General features: G+C 69.2%; 12 protein-coding genes and 2 pseudogenes. 8 read left to right on the top strand and 6 right to left on the bottom strand.

Annotated features, from left to right (window positions below; all coding sequences use genetic code 11):
• A pseudogene (locus tag KUM44_RS39955) lies at positions 1 to 185 on the bottom strand (alpha-galactosidase); the annotation flags it as partial.
• Between the two features lie 441 nt (positions 186 to 626).
• Between KUM44_RS39955 and KUM44_RS39950 the strand changes: the two are divergent.
• The 3 genes from KUM44_RS39950 to KUM44_RS39940 all read left to right on the top strand — a co-directional run bounded on the left by KUM44_RS39950 (position 627) and on the right by KUM44_RS39940 (position 5,414).
• Positions 627 to 2,249 carry a family 43 glycosylhydrolase gene (locus tag KUM44_RS39950; protein WP_254390800.1) on the top strand — a complete coding sequence of 541 codons (1,623 nt, stop codon included), beginning with the start codon at positions 627 to 629 and terminating at the stop codon, positions 2,247 to 2,249.
• A gap of 52 nt (positions 2,250 to 2,301) precedes the next feature.
• Positions 2,302 to 4,329 (top strand): non-reducing end alpha-L-arabinofuranosidase family hydrolase, encoded by a 2,028-nt coding sequence (locus KUM44_RS39945; protein ID WP_217214672.1) that lies wholly within the window; start codon positions 2,302 to 2,304, stop codon positions 4,327 to 4,329.
• A gap of 119 nt (positions 4,330 to 4,448) precedes the next feature.
• Positions 4,449 to 5,414 (top strand): glycoside hydrolase family 6 protein, encoded by a 966-nt coding sequence (locus tag KUM44_RS39940; RefSeq protein ID WP_217214671.1) that lies wholly within the window; start codon positions 4,449 to 4,451, stop codon positions 5,412 to 5,414.
• Positions 5,415 to 5,596: 182 nt separating this feature from the next.
• Here the strand turns inward: KUM44_RS39940 and KUM44_RS39935 are convergent, their stop codons facing one another.
• Together KUM44_RS39935 and KUM44_RS39930 are read right to left on the bottom strand one after the other, a co-directional pair.
• The gene (locus KUM44_RS39935) at positions 5,597 to 5,872 is read right to left on the bottom strand and encodes a hypothetical protein (RefSeq protein ID WP_217214670.1); all 276 of its coding nucleotides are present in this window, start codon (positions 5,870 to 5,872) and stop codon (positions 5,597 to 5,599) included.
• Positions 5,869 to 6,687 carry a phytanoyl-CoA dioxygenase family protein gene (locus KUM44_RS39930; RefSeq protein WP_217214669.1) on the bottom strand — a complete coding sequence of 273 codons (819 nt, stop codon included), beginning with the start codon at positions 6,685 to 6,687 and terminating at the stop codon, positions 5,869 to 5,871. The genes KUM44_RS39935 and KUM44_RS39930 overlap by 4 nt, the downstream gene beginning before the upstream one ends.
• Before the next feature lie 73 nt (positions 6,688 to 6,760).
• On the opposite strand from KUM44_RS39930, the gene KUM44_RS39925 reads away from it, so the two are divergent.
• From KUM44_RS39925 to KUM44_RS39915, 3 genes are all read left to right on the top strand, one after another.
• Positions 6,761 to 7,555: an AraC family transcriptional regulator gene (locus KUM44_RS39925; protein ID WP_217214668.1), complete on the top strand. Its 795-nt coding sequence runs from the start codon at positions 6,761 to 6,763 to the stop codon at positions 7,553 to 7,555.
• A gap of 208 nt (positions 7,556 to 7,763) precedes the next feature.
• Entirely contained in the window at positions 7,764 to 8,630 is an 867-nt protein-coding gene (locus KUM44_RS39920; RefSeq protein WP_217214667.1) for a GNAT family N-acetyltransferase, read from the top strand.
• 191 nt (positions 8,631 to 8,821) lie between these two features.
• On the top strand, positions 8,822 to 9,181 hold the full coding sequence (locus KUM44_RS39915; protein ID WP_217214666.1) for a hypothetical protein: 360 nt from the start codon (positions 8,822 to 8,824) through the stop codon (positions 9,179 to 9,181).
• 243 nt (positions 9,182 to 9,424) lie between these two features.
• Here the strand turns inward: KUM44_RS39915 and KUM44_RS39910 are convergent, their stop codons facing one another.
• From KUM44_RS39910 to KUM44_RS39900, 3 genes are read right to left on the bottom strand one after another with little or no spacing between them, the layout of a single operon-like run.
• Positions 9,425 to 9,826 carry a GtrA family protein gene (locus KUM44_RS39910; protein WP_217214665.1) on the bottom strand — a complete coding sequence of 134 codons (402 nt, stop codon included), beginning with the start codon at positions 9,824 to 9,826 and terminating at the stop codon, positions 9,425 to 9,427.
• The gene (locus KUM44_RS39905; RefSeq protein ID WP_217214664.1) at positions 9,826 to 10,833 is read right to left on the bottom strand and encodes a glycosyltransferase family 2 protein; all 1,008 of its coding nucleotides are present in this window, start codon (positions 10,831 to 10,833) and stop codon (positions 9,826 to 9,828) included. Before KUM44_RS39905 ends, KUM44_RS39910 begins: the two co-directional genes overlap by 1 nt.
• Before the next feature lie 40 nt (positions 10,834 to 10,873).
• Positions 10,874 to 13,486 carry a YfhO family protein gene (locus tag KUM44_RS39900; RefSeq protein WP_308402828.1) on the bottom strand — a complete coding sequence of 871 codons (2,613 nt, stop codon included), beginning with the start codon at positions 13,484 to 13,486 and terminating at the stop codon, positions 10,874 to 10,876.
• 258 nt (positions 13,487 to 13,744) lie between these two features.
• Between KUM44_RS39900 and KUM44_RS39895 the strand changes: the two genes are divergently transcribed.
• Positions 13,745 to 13,966, top strand: a complete 222-nt coding sequence (locus KUM44_RS39895; RefSeq protein ID WP_254390799.1) for a helix-turn-helix domain-containing protein — start codon at positions 13,745 to 13,747, stop codon at positions 13,964 to 13,966.
• Positions 13,906 to 14,103 (top strand): annotated as a pseudogene (locus KUM44_RS39890) (hypothetical protein); the annotation flags it as partial. The gene KUM44_RS39895 and the pseudogene KUM44_RS39890, both read left to right, overlap by 61 nt.
• Positions 14,104 to 14,236: the final 133 nt, after the last annotated feature.

Here is a 14,236-nt window from a genome sequence, read left to right as displayed (position 1 = left end):
GCGGCCTGGCGGACCTGCGCCTCGGTGATCCCGCACCCGAAGCTGTTCCAGCTGTTCCAGCCGAGCGGCGGAGTGAGCGCCGGGCTGCCCGGCGCGGCGGAAGCGGTGGAGTGGGCGGAGGCCGTGACAGTTGCGGTGACCGTCAGCGCGGCGGTCGCGAAGAGGTGGAGCAGTCGTCTGAGCACCGGGCTCCTTCCATGGTGTCACGTCCATGACACTTGAGAAGAGGGTTCTTCAGGGGTTCGCAATTTCGGATGCCATTCGGAAAGTCAGGCCTCACGGATACTAGAGAGGCACCTCGACATGTCAACACCATCAACCGTCGAGACTCCCCCCACGACCGCCGACAATCAAAAATGGACGCATTGATCTGCGATATCCGGACAACCGACCCGCAGCGACCCGGCACACTCAGCTCCGAATGTTTCGATGAAGCATGCGAATCATGCGAGAGGTATTGACGGGATCCAACGGCCTCCTATCATCCAGGATGCTCGACAAACCGATCTGCGTTCGAGATAACGAACTCGCCGGATCGATCCGTCACTCCGCACAGACGCGCCAACCACATCGGCCGGGCCGCACAGGGAGAGCGACACATGGATATGTCATGCCCTCATCAATACATGCCTCGCCGCCAGGCACTGGCCGCTGCCACCGGCCTGGTCACCGGCACGTTCCTTCCTCTGGCCGGAGCCTCCCGCACTGCCGCCTCCACTCCCGCCGAGGAGTCGGCCCTCACGGCCGCCGCGGAGTACACGAACCCGGTGATCTGGCAGGACTTCGCGGACATCGATGTGATCCGGGTCGGCGACACCTACTACGCGTCGGCCTCGACCATGCACTACTCGCCGGGCGCACCCGTCCTGCGTTCGTACGACCTGGTGAACTGGGAGATCGCCGGCCACTCGGTCCCCGTCCTCGACTTCGGCGCCAAGTACGACCTGAACGGTGCCCGTGGCTATGTCAGAGGGATCTGGGCGTCATCGCTGGCCTACCGTCCGAGCAACAGGACCTTCTACTGGCTCGGCCAGATCGACTTCGCCCGGACGTACGTCTACACCGCCACCGCCGTCGAGGGGCCGTGGAGCAGGCTGACGACGATCAGCACCCCCTACTACGACGCAGGACTGCTCGTCGACAGCGACGACACCCTCTACGTGGCGTACGGCAACACCACCATCAGCGTGGCCCAGCTCTCGCCCGACGGCCGCAACCAGGTCCGCACGCAGCAGGTGTTCACCACACCGCCGAGTGTCGGCACCCTTGAGGGCGCCCGCTTCTACAAGATCAACGGGCAGTACTACATCTTCCTGACCCGCCCCGCGAACGGCCAGTACATCCTGAAGTCGTCGAGCGGCCCCTTCGGTCCGTACACGATGCGGCAGGTCCTCCTCGACCTGCGCGGGCCGATCCCCGGCGGCGGTGTCCCGCACCAGGGCGGGCTGGTGCGGACGCAGAGCGGTGCCTGGTACTACATGGCCTTCGTCGACGCGTACCCCGGTGGCCGGATGCCTGCCCTGGCGCCGGTCACCTGGACCTCGGACGGCTGGCCCGTCGTGCAACTCGTCAACGGCGCATGGGGCACCTCGTATCCCAGCCCGGCCGTGCCCACTCCACCCCGCCAGGTCACTCCCCTGATCGGCGTCGACACCTTCGACGGCACGACCCTCAAACCGAGGTGGGAGTGGAACCACAACCCGGACAACACCAAGTGGTCGGTGGACAACGGCCTGACCCTGCGGACCGCGACCGTCACCAACGACCTGTACTGGGCCCGCAACACCCTCACCCACCGCATCCAGGGCCCCACCTCCACCGCCACGGTCCAGCTCGACCACTCCGCGATGCGGGACGGCGACCGGGCCGGACTCGCGCTGTTGCGTGACTCCTCCGCCTGGATCGGTCTCAAACGCGTCGGCGGCACGACACGGGTGGTGATGGTCAACGGGCTGACCATGGACGGCAACTGGAACACCACCGGCACCGGCACCGAGGTCGCGAGCGCGCCCGCCCCCGGCGGTCGGATCTGGCTGCGCGCGAACGCGGACATCCGCCCCGGCGCGGCACGCCCCGGCACCTTCTCCTACAGCACCGACGGCACCACCTTCACCCGCCTCGGGCCCGCCTTCTCCATGGGCAACGACTGGCGGTTCTTCATGGGCTACCGATTCGCCCTCTTCAACCACGCCACGCAGGCACTCGGCGGCGCGGTCCGTGTCACGCGGTTCGAGCTGTCCACGCCCTGAACGAACGGAGGATCGCACCCCCATCCCCCCACCCAACTGAACGAGGAGAACCATGAACCCGCTGAAGCGGCTCGGCCGTCGCCGAGCCTCGGTGTCAGCCCTCCTGGCCGCGGTCATCCTGGTGACGCCCGGGACCGCGACCGGTGCGCCCGACGGCGTCAAAGCCTCCACGCTGGGCGCCCAAGCCGCCCAGTCCGGACGTTACTTCGGAACCGCCGTGGCTGCCGGACGGCTCGGCGACGGCACGTACACCGGCATCCTGGACCGTGAGTTCAACTCGGTCACCCCCGAGAACGAGATGAAGTGGGACACGACCGAGCCCTCCCGCGGCTCGTTCAACTTCGGCCCCGCCGACCAGATCGCCAACCGCGCGCAGGCCCGCGGTCAGCGCCTGCGCGGCCACACCCTGGTCTGGCACTCCCAACTCCCCGGCTGGGTCAGCTCCATCAGGGACGCGAACACACTGCGCGGCGTGATGAACAACCACATCACCACCGTGATGAACCGCTACAAGGGCCGGATCCACTCCTGGGACGTGGTCAACGAGGCCTTCGCCGACGGCCCCAGCGGCCAGCTCCGCAGCTCGGTCTTCCGCGACGTGCTGGGCAACGGGTTCATCGAGCAGGCCTTCCGCACCGCGCGCTCCGCCGACCCGGCGGCCAAGCTCTGCTACAACGACTACAACATCGAGAACTGGAGCGACGCCAAGACCCAGGGCGTCTACCGCATGGTCCGCGACTTCAAGGCGCGCGGCGTGCCCATCGACTGCGTCGGCCTCCAGGCCCACTTCGGCACCGGCGGCCCGCCCGCCAGTTTCCAGAGCACGCTGTCGAACTTCGCCGCCCTCGGCGTGGACGTGCAGATCACCGAACTGGACATCGCGCAGGCGTCGCCGACCGCGTACGCGAACACGGTCAGGGCCTGCATGAACGTCGCGCGGTGCACCGGCATCACGGTCTGGGGCATCCGCGACAGCGACTCCTGGCGGGCAACGGAGAACCCGCTGCTGTTCGACCGGGGCGGCAACAAGAAGCCCGCGTACAACGCGGTACTGACGACGCTGGGCGGCACGCCCGCCGCTACTCGCAGCACGCCCGCCGCCCCGCGCAGCGCTGCCAACGCCGCTGCTCTGCCCGGCCGTTACTCATGGAGCTCCGGTGGCCCGCTGATCTCGCCGAAGCCGGACTCGACCCACAACGTCGCCGGGATCAAGGACCCGACGGTCGTCCAGTACAACGGCAAGTACCACGTGTTCGCGAGCGTCGCCAGTTCCTCCGGATACAACCTGGTGTACCTGAACTTCAGCGACTGGTCCCAGGCCGGCTCGGCCACGCACCACTACCTGGACCGCAGTGCCATCGGCCGCGGGTACCGGGCCGCACCGCAGGTCTTCTACTACGCGCCGCAACGCCTGTGGTACCTCGTGTACCAGACCGGCAACGCCTCGTACTCCACCAACCCCGACATCAGCAACCCGAACGGGTGGAGCGCGCCGCGCAACTTCTACTCGTCGATGCCGGACATCATCAAGCAGAACATCGGCAACGGCCACTGGGTCGACATGTGGGTGATCTGCGACAGCGCCAACTGCTACCTGTTCTCCTCCGACGACAACGGACACCTGTACCGCTCGCAGACGACCGTCGGCCAGTTCCCGAACGGCTTCACCAACACCGTCATCGCGGCCCAGGACTCCAAGTACGCCCTGTTCGAAGCGAGCAACGTGTACAAGGTGCAGGGCAGTAACCAGTATCTGCTGCTCGTCGAAGCCATCGGATCGGACGGCCGACGCTACTTCCGCTCCTGGACCTCGGGCAGCCTGGCCGGATCCTGGACACCGCTGGCCGCATCCGAGAGCAACCCGTTCGCCCGGTCGAACAACGTCGCCTTCCCGTCGGGAGCCTGGACCAGGGACATCAGCCACGGCGAGATGATTCGTGCCGGTCACGACCAGACACTGACCATTCCCGCCTGTCGGCTCCAGTACGTCTACCAGGGCATGAACCCCAACGCGGGCGGCGACTACAACCTCCTCCCGTGGCGGCTCGGCCTCCTTACCCAGACCAACTCGACCTGCTGACCAACTCGACCTGCTGACCGACCGTGCCGTGGGGAGCGCTTCGCCTCAGATGGGAGCGCTCCCCCATGCTCCCCACCGACCTTCGGACGCATCCCTGTCAGAAAGCCGAGGTACCCGTCATGCGCCGCAGACTCCTCGCCCTGGTGGCGGCACTCTCCTCACTTCCGCTGGCACTCGTCGCCGCCCCGTCCGCTCACGCGGCCGACCCGACGACGATGACCAACGGGTTCTACGTGGACCCCGACTCCAGCGCGAAGCGGTGGGCCGCCGCCAACCCCGGTGACGGCCGGACGCCCGCGATCAACGCCTCCATCGCCAACGTCCCCACGGCCCGCTGGTTCGGCTCCTGGAGCGGCACCATCGGCACCGCCACCGGCGCGTACGTGGGCGCCGCGGACGCCCGGGACAAGCTGCCCATCCTGGTCGCGTACAACATCTACAACCGCGACTACTGCGGCGGGCACTCCGCGGGCGGAGCGTCTTCGCCGTCCGCCTACGCGAACTGGATCGCCCAGTTCGCGGGCGGGATCGCCGCCCGCCCGGCCGTCGTGGTCCTCGAACCGGACTCCCTCGGGGACTACGGCTGCATGACCCAGGCCCAGATCGACGAACGCGAGGGGATGCTGACCGGCGCGCTCGCCGAGTTCAACCGTCAGGCCCCCAACACCTGGGTCTACCTCGACGCCGGCAACCCGGCCTGGGCGAGCGCGGCGACCATGGCCCGGCGCCTGCACGAGGCGGGCCTCCGGCAGGCCCACGGTTTCTCGCTCAACGTCTCCAACTACCTCACCACGGCCGAGAACACCGCGTACGGGGCCGCCGTGAACAGGGAACTCAGCTCCCGCTACGGCTACACCAAGCCGTTCGTCGTGGACACCAGCCGCAACGGCAACGGCTCCAACGGCCAGTGGTGCAACCCGTCGGGCCGCCGTATCGGCACCCCCACCCAGCTGGGCGGAGGCGCCGAGATGCTCTTGTGGATCAAGGTCCCGGGGGAGTCCGACGGCAACTGCGGCGTGGGAACCGGCTCCTCGGCCGGACAGTTCCTCCCGGAGGTCGCCTACAAGATGATCTACGGCTACTGATCCGGGGCCGCTCGGGCGCGGGCCCAAGCCGCTACGGCCTGAGCGGCGCCGGTGCCGAAGCCGCCATCGCGGACTACCACGCGCTGCGGGCCGAGGCCGACCGCGCCCGAGAAGGAGGCGGACCGGCCTCGGCCCTGCGGCTACGCCACCCACCGGACGGCGGCAGCCGTTCCATCGCCAGGTCAGGGACGAGAGTCGTCCTCCAGCTTCTCGAAGAAGAACTCGTGTTTGAGGAAGGAGACGTCGTACTCGTGACCGGACTGGGGCGGCAGCAGCTGGGAGGCCTGGAACAGGCGCCACCCGTCGTGCAGGGCGGCCAGCCCGGTGGGATAGGGCGGTTCGTCGCTGTCCCCGGTCGTCGGATGGGTCGTGCCGGTCCCGTCGTACCGGGACCAGCCGACGACGACGGAATCGAGCGCCGACGTCGCGAGATAGAGGACCAGAACCTGCTGCCTCATGCGTGGCTCCTCAGGGCCGGCCGGTTGCTGACGCGCGTGACCCAGTACTCGACATCGAACGAGTCGTCACCGGTCAGGGCCCGCCACAGCAGGACCCGGTTGTAGATCTCCAGTCGGCCCGTGGCCCACTCGTACCAAGGAAAGTGCGTGTTGAGTTCCGCGGTCACCGCGGGGTCGTGCAGGTCGGAGACGTCCCACAGACGCACCTGCGGCACGGTCGGGTTGAGGCGGAGTTTGTACATGTAGCGACGGTGCGCGGTGTCGTTGCGGCGGCCGCTGTGCCAGATGCCGTGGTGCACGAGGACGACCGTGCCCGCCGGACAGGTCAGCCGCGTCTGCCCCCTGAGGTTCTGGACGCGTCCGACGTCCGTCTCGTTGATCCTGCGCAGATGGCTTCCGGGCACACTGAGGGTGCCGCCCATCTCGGCGGTCACCTCGTGCGGGTAGTACATGAGCTGGATGTCGAACGCATCCGGCCGCACGTCGATGATCGCGTCCCCGTGGAGGTTCTGCGCCTGTCCCTCGTGCGGCTCGCGCACATGCACGGCATGGTGGTCGACGGTCGGCTCGGGGCCGACCAGGCTCTCGACAGCGCCTGCGACGACCGGCAGGGCGAGCAGCTCGTGGACGAAGGTGTCCGGCGCGAACGCCCCGCCCAGCGGAGTGCCGTAGGGCACTTCCGGCAGGCCCTCGGTCAGGGCCGCGATGGCCCGTTCATTGATCTCCTGCGGCACCACCCCGTCCAGGCGCAGGAAACCCTGCGCGACGAAGCGCGCCACCTGAACCGATGTCAGGAGTTGCTTGCTGGTTGACATGCGACGAACGTACGTGGCCCGTCCGGCTCGGTCGTGGGCTGAAATCGTCCAGTGCTGGTAGTTTTCCGTCCTCGTGAAACACGCGACACTACGCCTCGACGAGGCGCCCACCGTGGTCGGTGCCGGCATCGCGGTGCACGGTGTCTCCACCGCCCACGACGTCTTCCGGCTGCCCGACCTGTGGCAGCTGCACCTCTACAACTACGAGGGTGCTCTGTCCCTCGGACAGTCGGTCCACCCCATACGCCCCGGCCACGTCAGCCTGGTGCCGCCGGACACGGAGGTGCACTTCCACTACCGGGGCAGGTCGGAGCATTACTACGTCCATCTGCGGCTGCACGACGGCGGAACCGCATGGGTGGTGCCGGTGATGCAGGACGCCGCGGCCGAGAGCACCCGCCTGGCCGATCTGCTCCGGCACGCCGTGACGGCCATGCCGACGTCTCCCCCGCGAGCCGCGGCCGAGGTCTGGACCGCTCTGTGGCGCATCGCCGAGTTGCCGAGGGGCGAGGGAGCCGGGCGCAGCCACCCCTTCGTGGCCGCCGCACAGGCCTACGTCGAGGAACACCTGGCCGGCCCGCTGTCCGTACCGGACGTCGCTCGCGCCGTCGGAATCTCCCACACACACCTGACACGCGTGTTCCGTGCCGAAACCGGCCGCACGGTCGTGTCGTACATCCGGCACCGACGCCTCCAACGCGCCCGCCACCTCCTGTTGTCCTCCACCCTGTCCATCACCGCCATCGCCGCGGCCGTGGGCATCGCCGATCTCCAGGCCTTCAACAAGGCCTGCCACCGTGAACTCGGCGCGAGCCCGCGGGACATACGTGCCGCTGCCCCTGCCGGGCCGGACCGCCCGGGACCGTGAGCGGTGCCGGTGGACAGCTGCCGCCGACCCGGTGGCGCGCGTCCATGAGGCCGGCTCTGCCCGATCCGTTCGGCCCGAGCACGGCCAGGGGACTCCCCGGGCCGCACATCGGAATCGAGGCCCTGCCACTCAGTCGGGCCGCTGCGGGAGCACGACTGGGTCGGTTAATCGGTTGCGGACCTTCGGGAGGGGGTGTCTGATCCCGGCTATGACGATTGTGCTCGGAACGCCGGCTGTCGACGGGGTGCGCGAGGCCATGGCCGCGCTGCGGGAATGGCAGTACGACGGAGCGCCGATGCAATTGCATTCGGGGGACATCGGCTGGAACCACCGGTTGGGAACGGCCGAGACGGCCGCGGCGGTCCGGACCTGGAGCCGGAACGGACGGATCGTCGCGGTCGGGATGCTGGACTCGCCGACGCTGGTGCGGATGACGGTCGCTCCGGACGCTTTCCAGGACGAGGACTTGGCGCGGCGGCTCGTCGAGGACTTCTCGCTGCCCGAGCGCGGCGTGCTGCCGGAAGGAGCGGTGTCGATCGAGGCGCCGCTGGGCCTGCTGCTTCACGACCTGTTGACCAAGGAGGGCTGGGGCGTTGACGAGCCGTGGACGCCGCTCTTCCGCGGCCTCACGGAGCCGGTGGAGGACCCCGGCGTGCGGATCAGGGCGATCGGCCCGGAGCAGGCGCAGGATTTCGCCGACGTCCTGCGGTCGGCGTTCAACACCTCGAGGCCTACGCGCGAGTACTGGCACGCGATGTCGGCGGGACCGTTCTACGCAGACGCCCGCTGCCTGGGTGCCTATGACGACCAGGGCAACGTGGCGGCGGTGGTGACGGTGTGGTCGGCCGGCCCGGGGAAGCCGGGGCTGGTCGAGCCGATGGGCGTACACGAGGACCACCGTGGTCGCGGCTACGGCCGGGCGATCACTGTGGCCGGGGCGGCCGCGCTGCGGGAGATGGGCTCGTCGAGCGTGCGCGTTTGCACGCCGAGTTCCAACGCCGGTGGCATCGCCACGTACAAGGCGGCCGGGTTCGAGGCGCGGCCGGAGGTGCGGGACCGGATCCGGACGGCCTGACACCGTGGCTGCTCGGCAAAGCGTGCCCGGGTTCCCGGCGATCACCGAAATGCGGACCGGACCCGGGCCGCCTGACGTCGGGCCATGCGCGATGGTGTGATTCGACTGCTGGTGCTCGTGCTGGTCGCGGGCGGCAGTCCGGGGCGTAGCTCATTCGTCGGCGGCGGCTTCGAGGTTCGCCGGGACGAGCAGTGCCCGCGGCAGGTGGGAACAGCAGCGGCACCGGCGTCCGGGCTCCGAAGTACCGCAAGGCCGACCGGCCTGCCGGCCACAGCTGCGTCCGCATGACCCGCCGCGCTCACCAGCGCCAACCAGGGCGCGAACACCAGCTGTTGCAGGAACGTGAACTCAGCCATGACACGCTCTGGCGACTGGTCGGCTACGGCGTGCTCGATCTTGAGGACTGCCACCGGATCGACTCCGTCAGTACCCAGCTCCCCGCGGGCCTCCCCTTCAGCCGAGCCCAGCAGTACGCCCGCGACCACGCCGCGCGGGAAGCCACCGACACGGCCGTAACTGTGTTGGGACCATCCCCGCGCTCATGGGGATGATCCCGGGCCGAGCTCGGGGAGGGGCACGGTGTTCTCCTCATCCCGCGCCCGCGGGGATGGTCCCGCCGCGCCGCACCCATCCCGGCCGCGTCGACGCCGTCCGGGTACAGGCCCATTGCGCCCGGGTGCCCGGCCAGACGTTCCGTCTCTACGACTGCTCGAAGCCGCCCACCCCGCACCCCAAAGAGCACGAGCACGTCTGACTTCCACCGTCACGCGGGGAAGACCGACCTGGCATCCTCATCACAGGGATCGCCGCAGCATGATCGTCCGGGAGACGACGAACGTCACCGGAATCGCAGCCGCAGAGGCAATCAGAGGAGCGAAACGGTTGCCGGCGTGCAGGATATCGACGATCACGTACACGCCTGCCGTCGAGACAAGGAAATTGGTGGCGTTGGTCAGAGGGAACAGCAGGAATTTCCGCCAGGTCGGGCGGGTGCGGTAGGTGAACCGCGCATTCAGGAAAAACGATCCTGTCATGCTCAGCGCAAAGGCAAGAATGTGCGCGGCGAGATAAGGCAAACGGATGAGGAACAGCAGGTAAAGTCCATAATACGTCGCGGTGTTGACCACACCGACCACGGCGAAGGTGAGGACCTGGGCCGACAGCGGGCGCTCTTGGGCGGGAATCGCCGTGTGCATCAGCGAATCAGGTCCTTCGCAGTGCTGCATGGCGTACGGTCCTCCGACGTACGGTCTTCCACCGGCTTCGGCTTCGCCGGTTCCACGTTCGTCGCCTTCACCAGGAAGTGCGGGCGCCCCTTCACCTCGTAGTAGATCCTGCCGGTGTACTCCCCGATCACCCCGAGCATGATCAGCTGCACGCCGGCGAAGGCCGTGCCCGCGGTGATGGTGGTGACGTAGCCGGGCGTCTGCACCCCGTTGACGAGCGCGCCACCGATGATCCACGCCGTGTAGAGACCCGCGCACAGCAGCAGGCCCAGGCCGAGGTAGAGGGCGGCGCGCAGGGGCCTGTTGTTGAAGGAGAGGATGCCGTCGAGGCCGTAGTCGAGCAGGGACTTGAAGCTCCAGGAGCTGTGACCGTGTTCGCGTACGGCGTTCTCGTACTCGAAGGTCGTGCTGGGGAAGCCCACCCAGGCGAACAGGCCCTTGGAGAAGCGGTTGTACTCCGTGAGCTCCAGGACCGCGTCCACCACGCGCCGGGACAGCAGCCGGAAGTCACCGACGCCGTCCACCAGTTCCACGTCGACCAGACGGTTGACGAGCCGGTAGTAGAGGCGGGCGGTGACGGTGCGCAGGAAGCCGTCGCCGGTCCTGGTGCGCCGGGCGATGACCTGGTCATAGCCCTGTTCGTGCAGGTGGACCATGCGGGCGATCAGTTCGGGCGGGTGCTGGAGGTCGGCGTCCATGACGACCACGGCGTCTCCCGAGGCGTGCCGCAGGCCCGCGAGCAGTGCCGCCTCCTTGCCGAAGTTGCGGCTGAAGGAGACGTATCGCACCCGCGCGTCAAGGCGGGCCAGGTGCCTCAGGACGGTGAGAGTTCGGTCGCGGCTGCCGTCGTCGACGTACACGAACTCCATGTCGTGGCCAAGCGGAAGGAGTTCCTCCGCGACCTTCTGGACCTCGTCGTGGAAGCGCGCGACGACGGCTTCCTCGTTGTAGCAGGGCGTGACGATCGAGATGAGCATGGTTTCTCCCCCAGCGGGCGGTGCGGTCGGCGAGCGATGGTCAGACGCTCGTGAGTGGTCGGAATGTGGTCAGGGGTGTGGTGTCGTCGTCGCCGGCCCGTCGTCTGCGGCGGACGGCTCCGGCGACGGCCAGCAGGATCAGGGCAGTGAGTGAGGTGACGCCGACGACCGCGCCGAGTCGCAGCCCGGGCGGGTGGAAGGTGCAGGTCACAGAGGACGCGCTACCGTCGAGGGGTACGGCGATCAGGCCGTGGAAGCTCTGGGCGGGTACGGCGGGATCGTCACCCGCGGCGCAGCGCCAGCCGGCGATCCGGGGGGCCGCGAGGACCGCGGTGCCCATGCTGCCGGCGGGGAGTTCGGCCCGGACGGTGCCGTCGGAGACGCTCACCCTGGTGGCGCCGGTGGCCTTCAGCCGTTCGACGGCGGAGTGCAGCCGGGCGGTGTCCAGGCAGCCGACCGCGCCGTCCGGGACGACGCTCGTGCGGGTCGGCGACAGGTCGATCCGGAACCGTCCGGAGGCCGACACCGTGCCCAGCCGCTGCATGGCGGCGATTTTGGTGACGGGGTAGTCGGACCGGAAGCGTCCGGTCAGCCCGTGGGCGGAGGCACCGACGAGCCGCGCGGTGCCCTGGAAGTGCGGCGCCCACAGGTACACCTCCTCGCCGGCCCGGCAGCTGCCCGTGATCGTCGGCTTCCGCTCGGCGGACGCTTGGGGCAGGCGGCCGAGGCGCAGGCCCGGCCGCGCGCCGTCGCTGCGCGACGGCGGCTTCCCAGCCGCGGTACGCACCGTGACCCGGGGGACGGTGTACACGCGCGAGCCCAGCAGCAGTTCCTGGTTGCGGTACGGCGACGGCCCGAAGCGGGAGGCGCCGCTACGGCCGTCGGGCGGCCGTACCGTCACCAGCGGTGGCGCGTCCTGCCGGGTCACGGTCACCCGGCTGCCGTCCTGCGGGTGCCAGTTCTGGTGCGGGTCCGGCGGGGAGTGCACGCGCGCGCCGACAGAGAAGACCGCGTCCGTGACGGCGTTGTCCAGGCTCTGCGGGCTGCGGCCGCGCGAGGTGTAGCCGTCCCCGAGGGCGATGAGCATGCGGCCGAGGACGTCGGAGGTGACGCTGCTGTAGTACTGGGCGCCCTGTCCGCCCACCATCAGCGGGTCGTTGCCGACGGTCTGCTCGCGACCCGGCTCGGTCCGGTACCGGGGCCAGCCGTCGGCCCGGTCGACAGCCTCCGACTGCCGCTGCTGCCGGGTACCCCAGGGTGCGTAGTCGTCCATGTGCGCGAGGCGCAGCCGGGTGTCGACAGCGGAGGTGGCCGCGGCCTCGCCGAACTGCGTGCACACGAGCAGGACAGCCGCGAACGCGGCGAGGCGCCTGCCGTTCTGGCGCCCAGGTCCCTTACTCCTCCAGAGCAGGACCAGGCCGCCGTGCACCGCCACGGCGGCGAGCACGGCAAGCGGGAGAGTGAACGCGCGCAGCGTCCCTGTGCTGCCGCTCGCGAGAGCGATGATCAGCGCGAGCAGCAGCGCCGCCGCGGTCAGTGCGCGCGGGCCGGGAGGGCCGTACGACAGCGCGTGCCAGGCGGCGATCACCAGCAGCCCGCACACCACGAAGGCCTGGCGGTACGCGCTGCCCTGCGGGGTCGCGAAGGCGTGCCAGAGCAGGTGCGTCGGGCCCCACTGCATCGACAGGGTCACCACGAGCACCAGCAGCGTCCACCCGGCGCGCACCCGCCCCGGGACCGCCCGGTGGAAGGGCAGGGCGAGTGCGAGCAGCAGCGCGGTGGTGCCCACGAACAAGGCCGGCGAACCGTAGCGGTACGCAGTCGGCAGCAGCCGGGCGACCACGTCCTCGGTCGTGCTGGGCACGAACTGCCGGACCGCACCCGGATAGGCGTGCCGCGTGCCGAAGTACACGACCGTCACCAGCGGCGCGGCCAGGCCCAGGCCGAGGACGGTGCTCCCGGCGGCGCGGCCCGCCGCCGCGAACCGCTGCCGCCGCGGGAGGTCGCTGAGCAGCAGCCGGAGCAGTAGCACCAGGCCTGCGGCCAGGGTGGCCATGTACGCCGTGTAGAAATTGGCGATCCAGGCGAGCCCCACCACCAGCGCCCCGATCACCGGGCGCCGCCCGCGCAGCGCCCATTCGCCGACCAGGCACAGCAGCGGCAGGGCGATCAGACCGTCGAGCCACATCGGGTTGAACGCGGCATACGCCAGGGTCCAGCCGCACAGGGCGTACGACATGCCGAGCAGGCCCGCCGCCCACCAGCGGCCGGGGCGCATGACGAGCAGCAGCCAGGCCATGGCGGCGCCGGCCGACGCAAGCTTCAGCACGGTGATCACATACACCGCGAGATCAATGCCGTCCCGCGGGAACACCGCCACGAGCAGGGCGAACGGACTGCTGACGTATGTGCCGAGGTCGGGCAGGAAGCTCGACCCGAACCCGGACTGCCAGTTGACGAGCAGCCCGCCGTCGGCCCTGCCGTGCAGCAGGTCCCACAGGTGGGCGTGGAACGGCACGTACTGGTTGCCCAGGTCGTTGACGCTCCGGGTGCGCGGACCGAAGGGGTAGCTGCGGGCGACGACATCGGCGGCACAGAACGCGGTGACGGTGAGCACGGCCGCGAACAAGGCGGCCTTCCCGCTGGGCTTCACGCCCGGAAACCTGGCAAAGTCCGGCAAGCGGCCACGGAAACGCGTGCGCCGACCCTTGTCGCCGACCATTCTCAACAGACCTCCAGGGAGCCGGGGCTGTCACTCCCCGCACGCCAGTGATTCGCCTACTTAGAGCATCACCGATCGGAGATGGTTGGGCCGTCCGCGAAAAAAGGCTGCAGAATTCCGGTTACTGAGTTTCAAAGCGTGGTGTCGGTATGGGCTGACGGTCCATGATCCCTGCGGTATGCCGACTGCATGAGGTATGCGCAAGGGGGCGGGCTGACCGACGAACGGCGAGCCTTCCGCGAGAAGTTGCGGTTGGAGGCGGCCGAGCGGTTCAGGCAGGGCGACGAGAACACGGTCATCGCTCACGACCTGCGGGTCAGCGTCCGGTCGGTACAGCGTTGGCGCAAGGCTTGGTCGCAGGACGGGCCGAGAGCCCTGGCCTCGAAGGGCCCGGCGAATCCTCACGGCTGATCTACCGCCCCTGCCCGGACGCCCGGCCCGACGGACGCAAGAGCTTCTCCTGGAAGGACTACCGCGACCTGATCCAGACCGCCCACCAGCAGCTCGGCGGCCCGATCGTGCTGGTCTGGGACAACTGTGAGACTCATGGGGCGCCGTCCGGGACCGGGGTCTGACCCGTGGCACAACTGGCCTGGCTGCCTTGTTGAGGATCTGTCGGCTTGGGTCCCGGGCGGTGCTTGCTGCGCCGGACCAGCGGGCGTGTCCCGATAGGGGCCTTGC

The organism is Streptomyces sp. AC550_RSS872, assembly GCF_019049285.1.
In the GTDB taxonomy this organism is placed as follows: Bacteria; Actinomycetota; Actinomycetes; order Streptomycetales; family Streptomycetaceae; genus Streptomyces.
Note: the sequence above shows the minus strand (reverse complement) of the source record. Positions and strands in the feature narration are given on the sequence as shown.

Bases quoted from the DNA above. Each gene is read 5' to 3' on its own strand.
- KUM44_RS39950 (WP_254390800.1), top strand. From the start codon at position 627: ATGCCTCGCCGCCAGGCACTGGCCGCTGCCACCGGCCTGGTCACCGGC.
- KUM44_RS39935 (WP_217214670.1), bottom strand. From the start codon at position 5,872: ATGAGGCAGCAGGTTCTGGTCCTCTATCTCGCGACGTCGGCGCTCGAT.
- KUM44_RS39910 (WP_217214665.1), bottom strand. From the start codon at position 9,826: ATGCACACGGCGATTCCCGCCCAAGAGCGCCCGCTGTCGGCCCAGGTC.
- KUM44_RS39905 (WP_217214664.1), bottom strand. From the start codon at position 10,833: ATGCTCATCTCGATCGTCACGCCCTGCTACAACGAGGAAGCCGTCGTC.
- KUM44_RS39945 (WP_217214672.1), top strand. From the start codon at position 2,302: ATGAACCCGCTGAAGCGGCTCGGCCGTCGCCGAGCCTCGGTGTCAGCC.
- KUM44_RS39930 (WP_217214669.1), bottom strand. From the start codon at position 6,687: ATGTCAACCAGCAAGCAACTCCTGACATCGGTTCAGGTGGCGCGCTTC.
- KUM44_RS39895 (WP_254390799.1), top strand. From the start codon at position 13,745: ATGAGGTATGCGCAAGGGGGCGGGCTGACCGACGAACGGCGAGCCTTC.
- KUM44_RS39940 (WP_217214671.1), top strand. From the start codon at position 4,449: ATGCGCCGCAGACTCCTCGCCCTGGTGGCGGCACTCTCCTCACTTCCG.
- KUM44_RS39920 (WP_217214667.1), top strand. From the start codon at position 7,764: ATGACGATTGTGCTCGGAACGCCGGCTGTCGACGGGGTGCGCGAGGCC.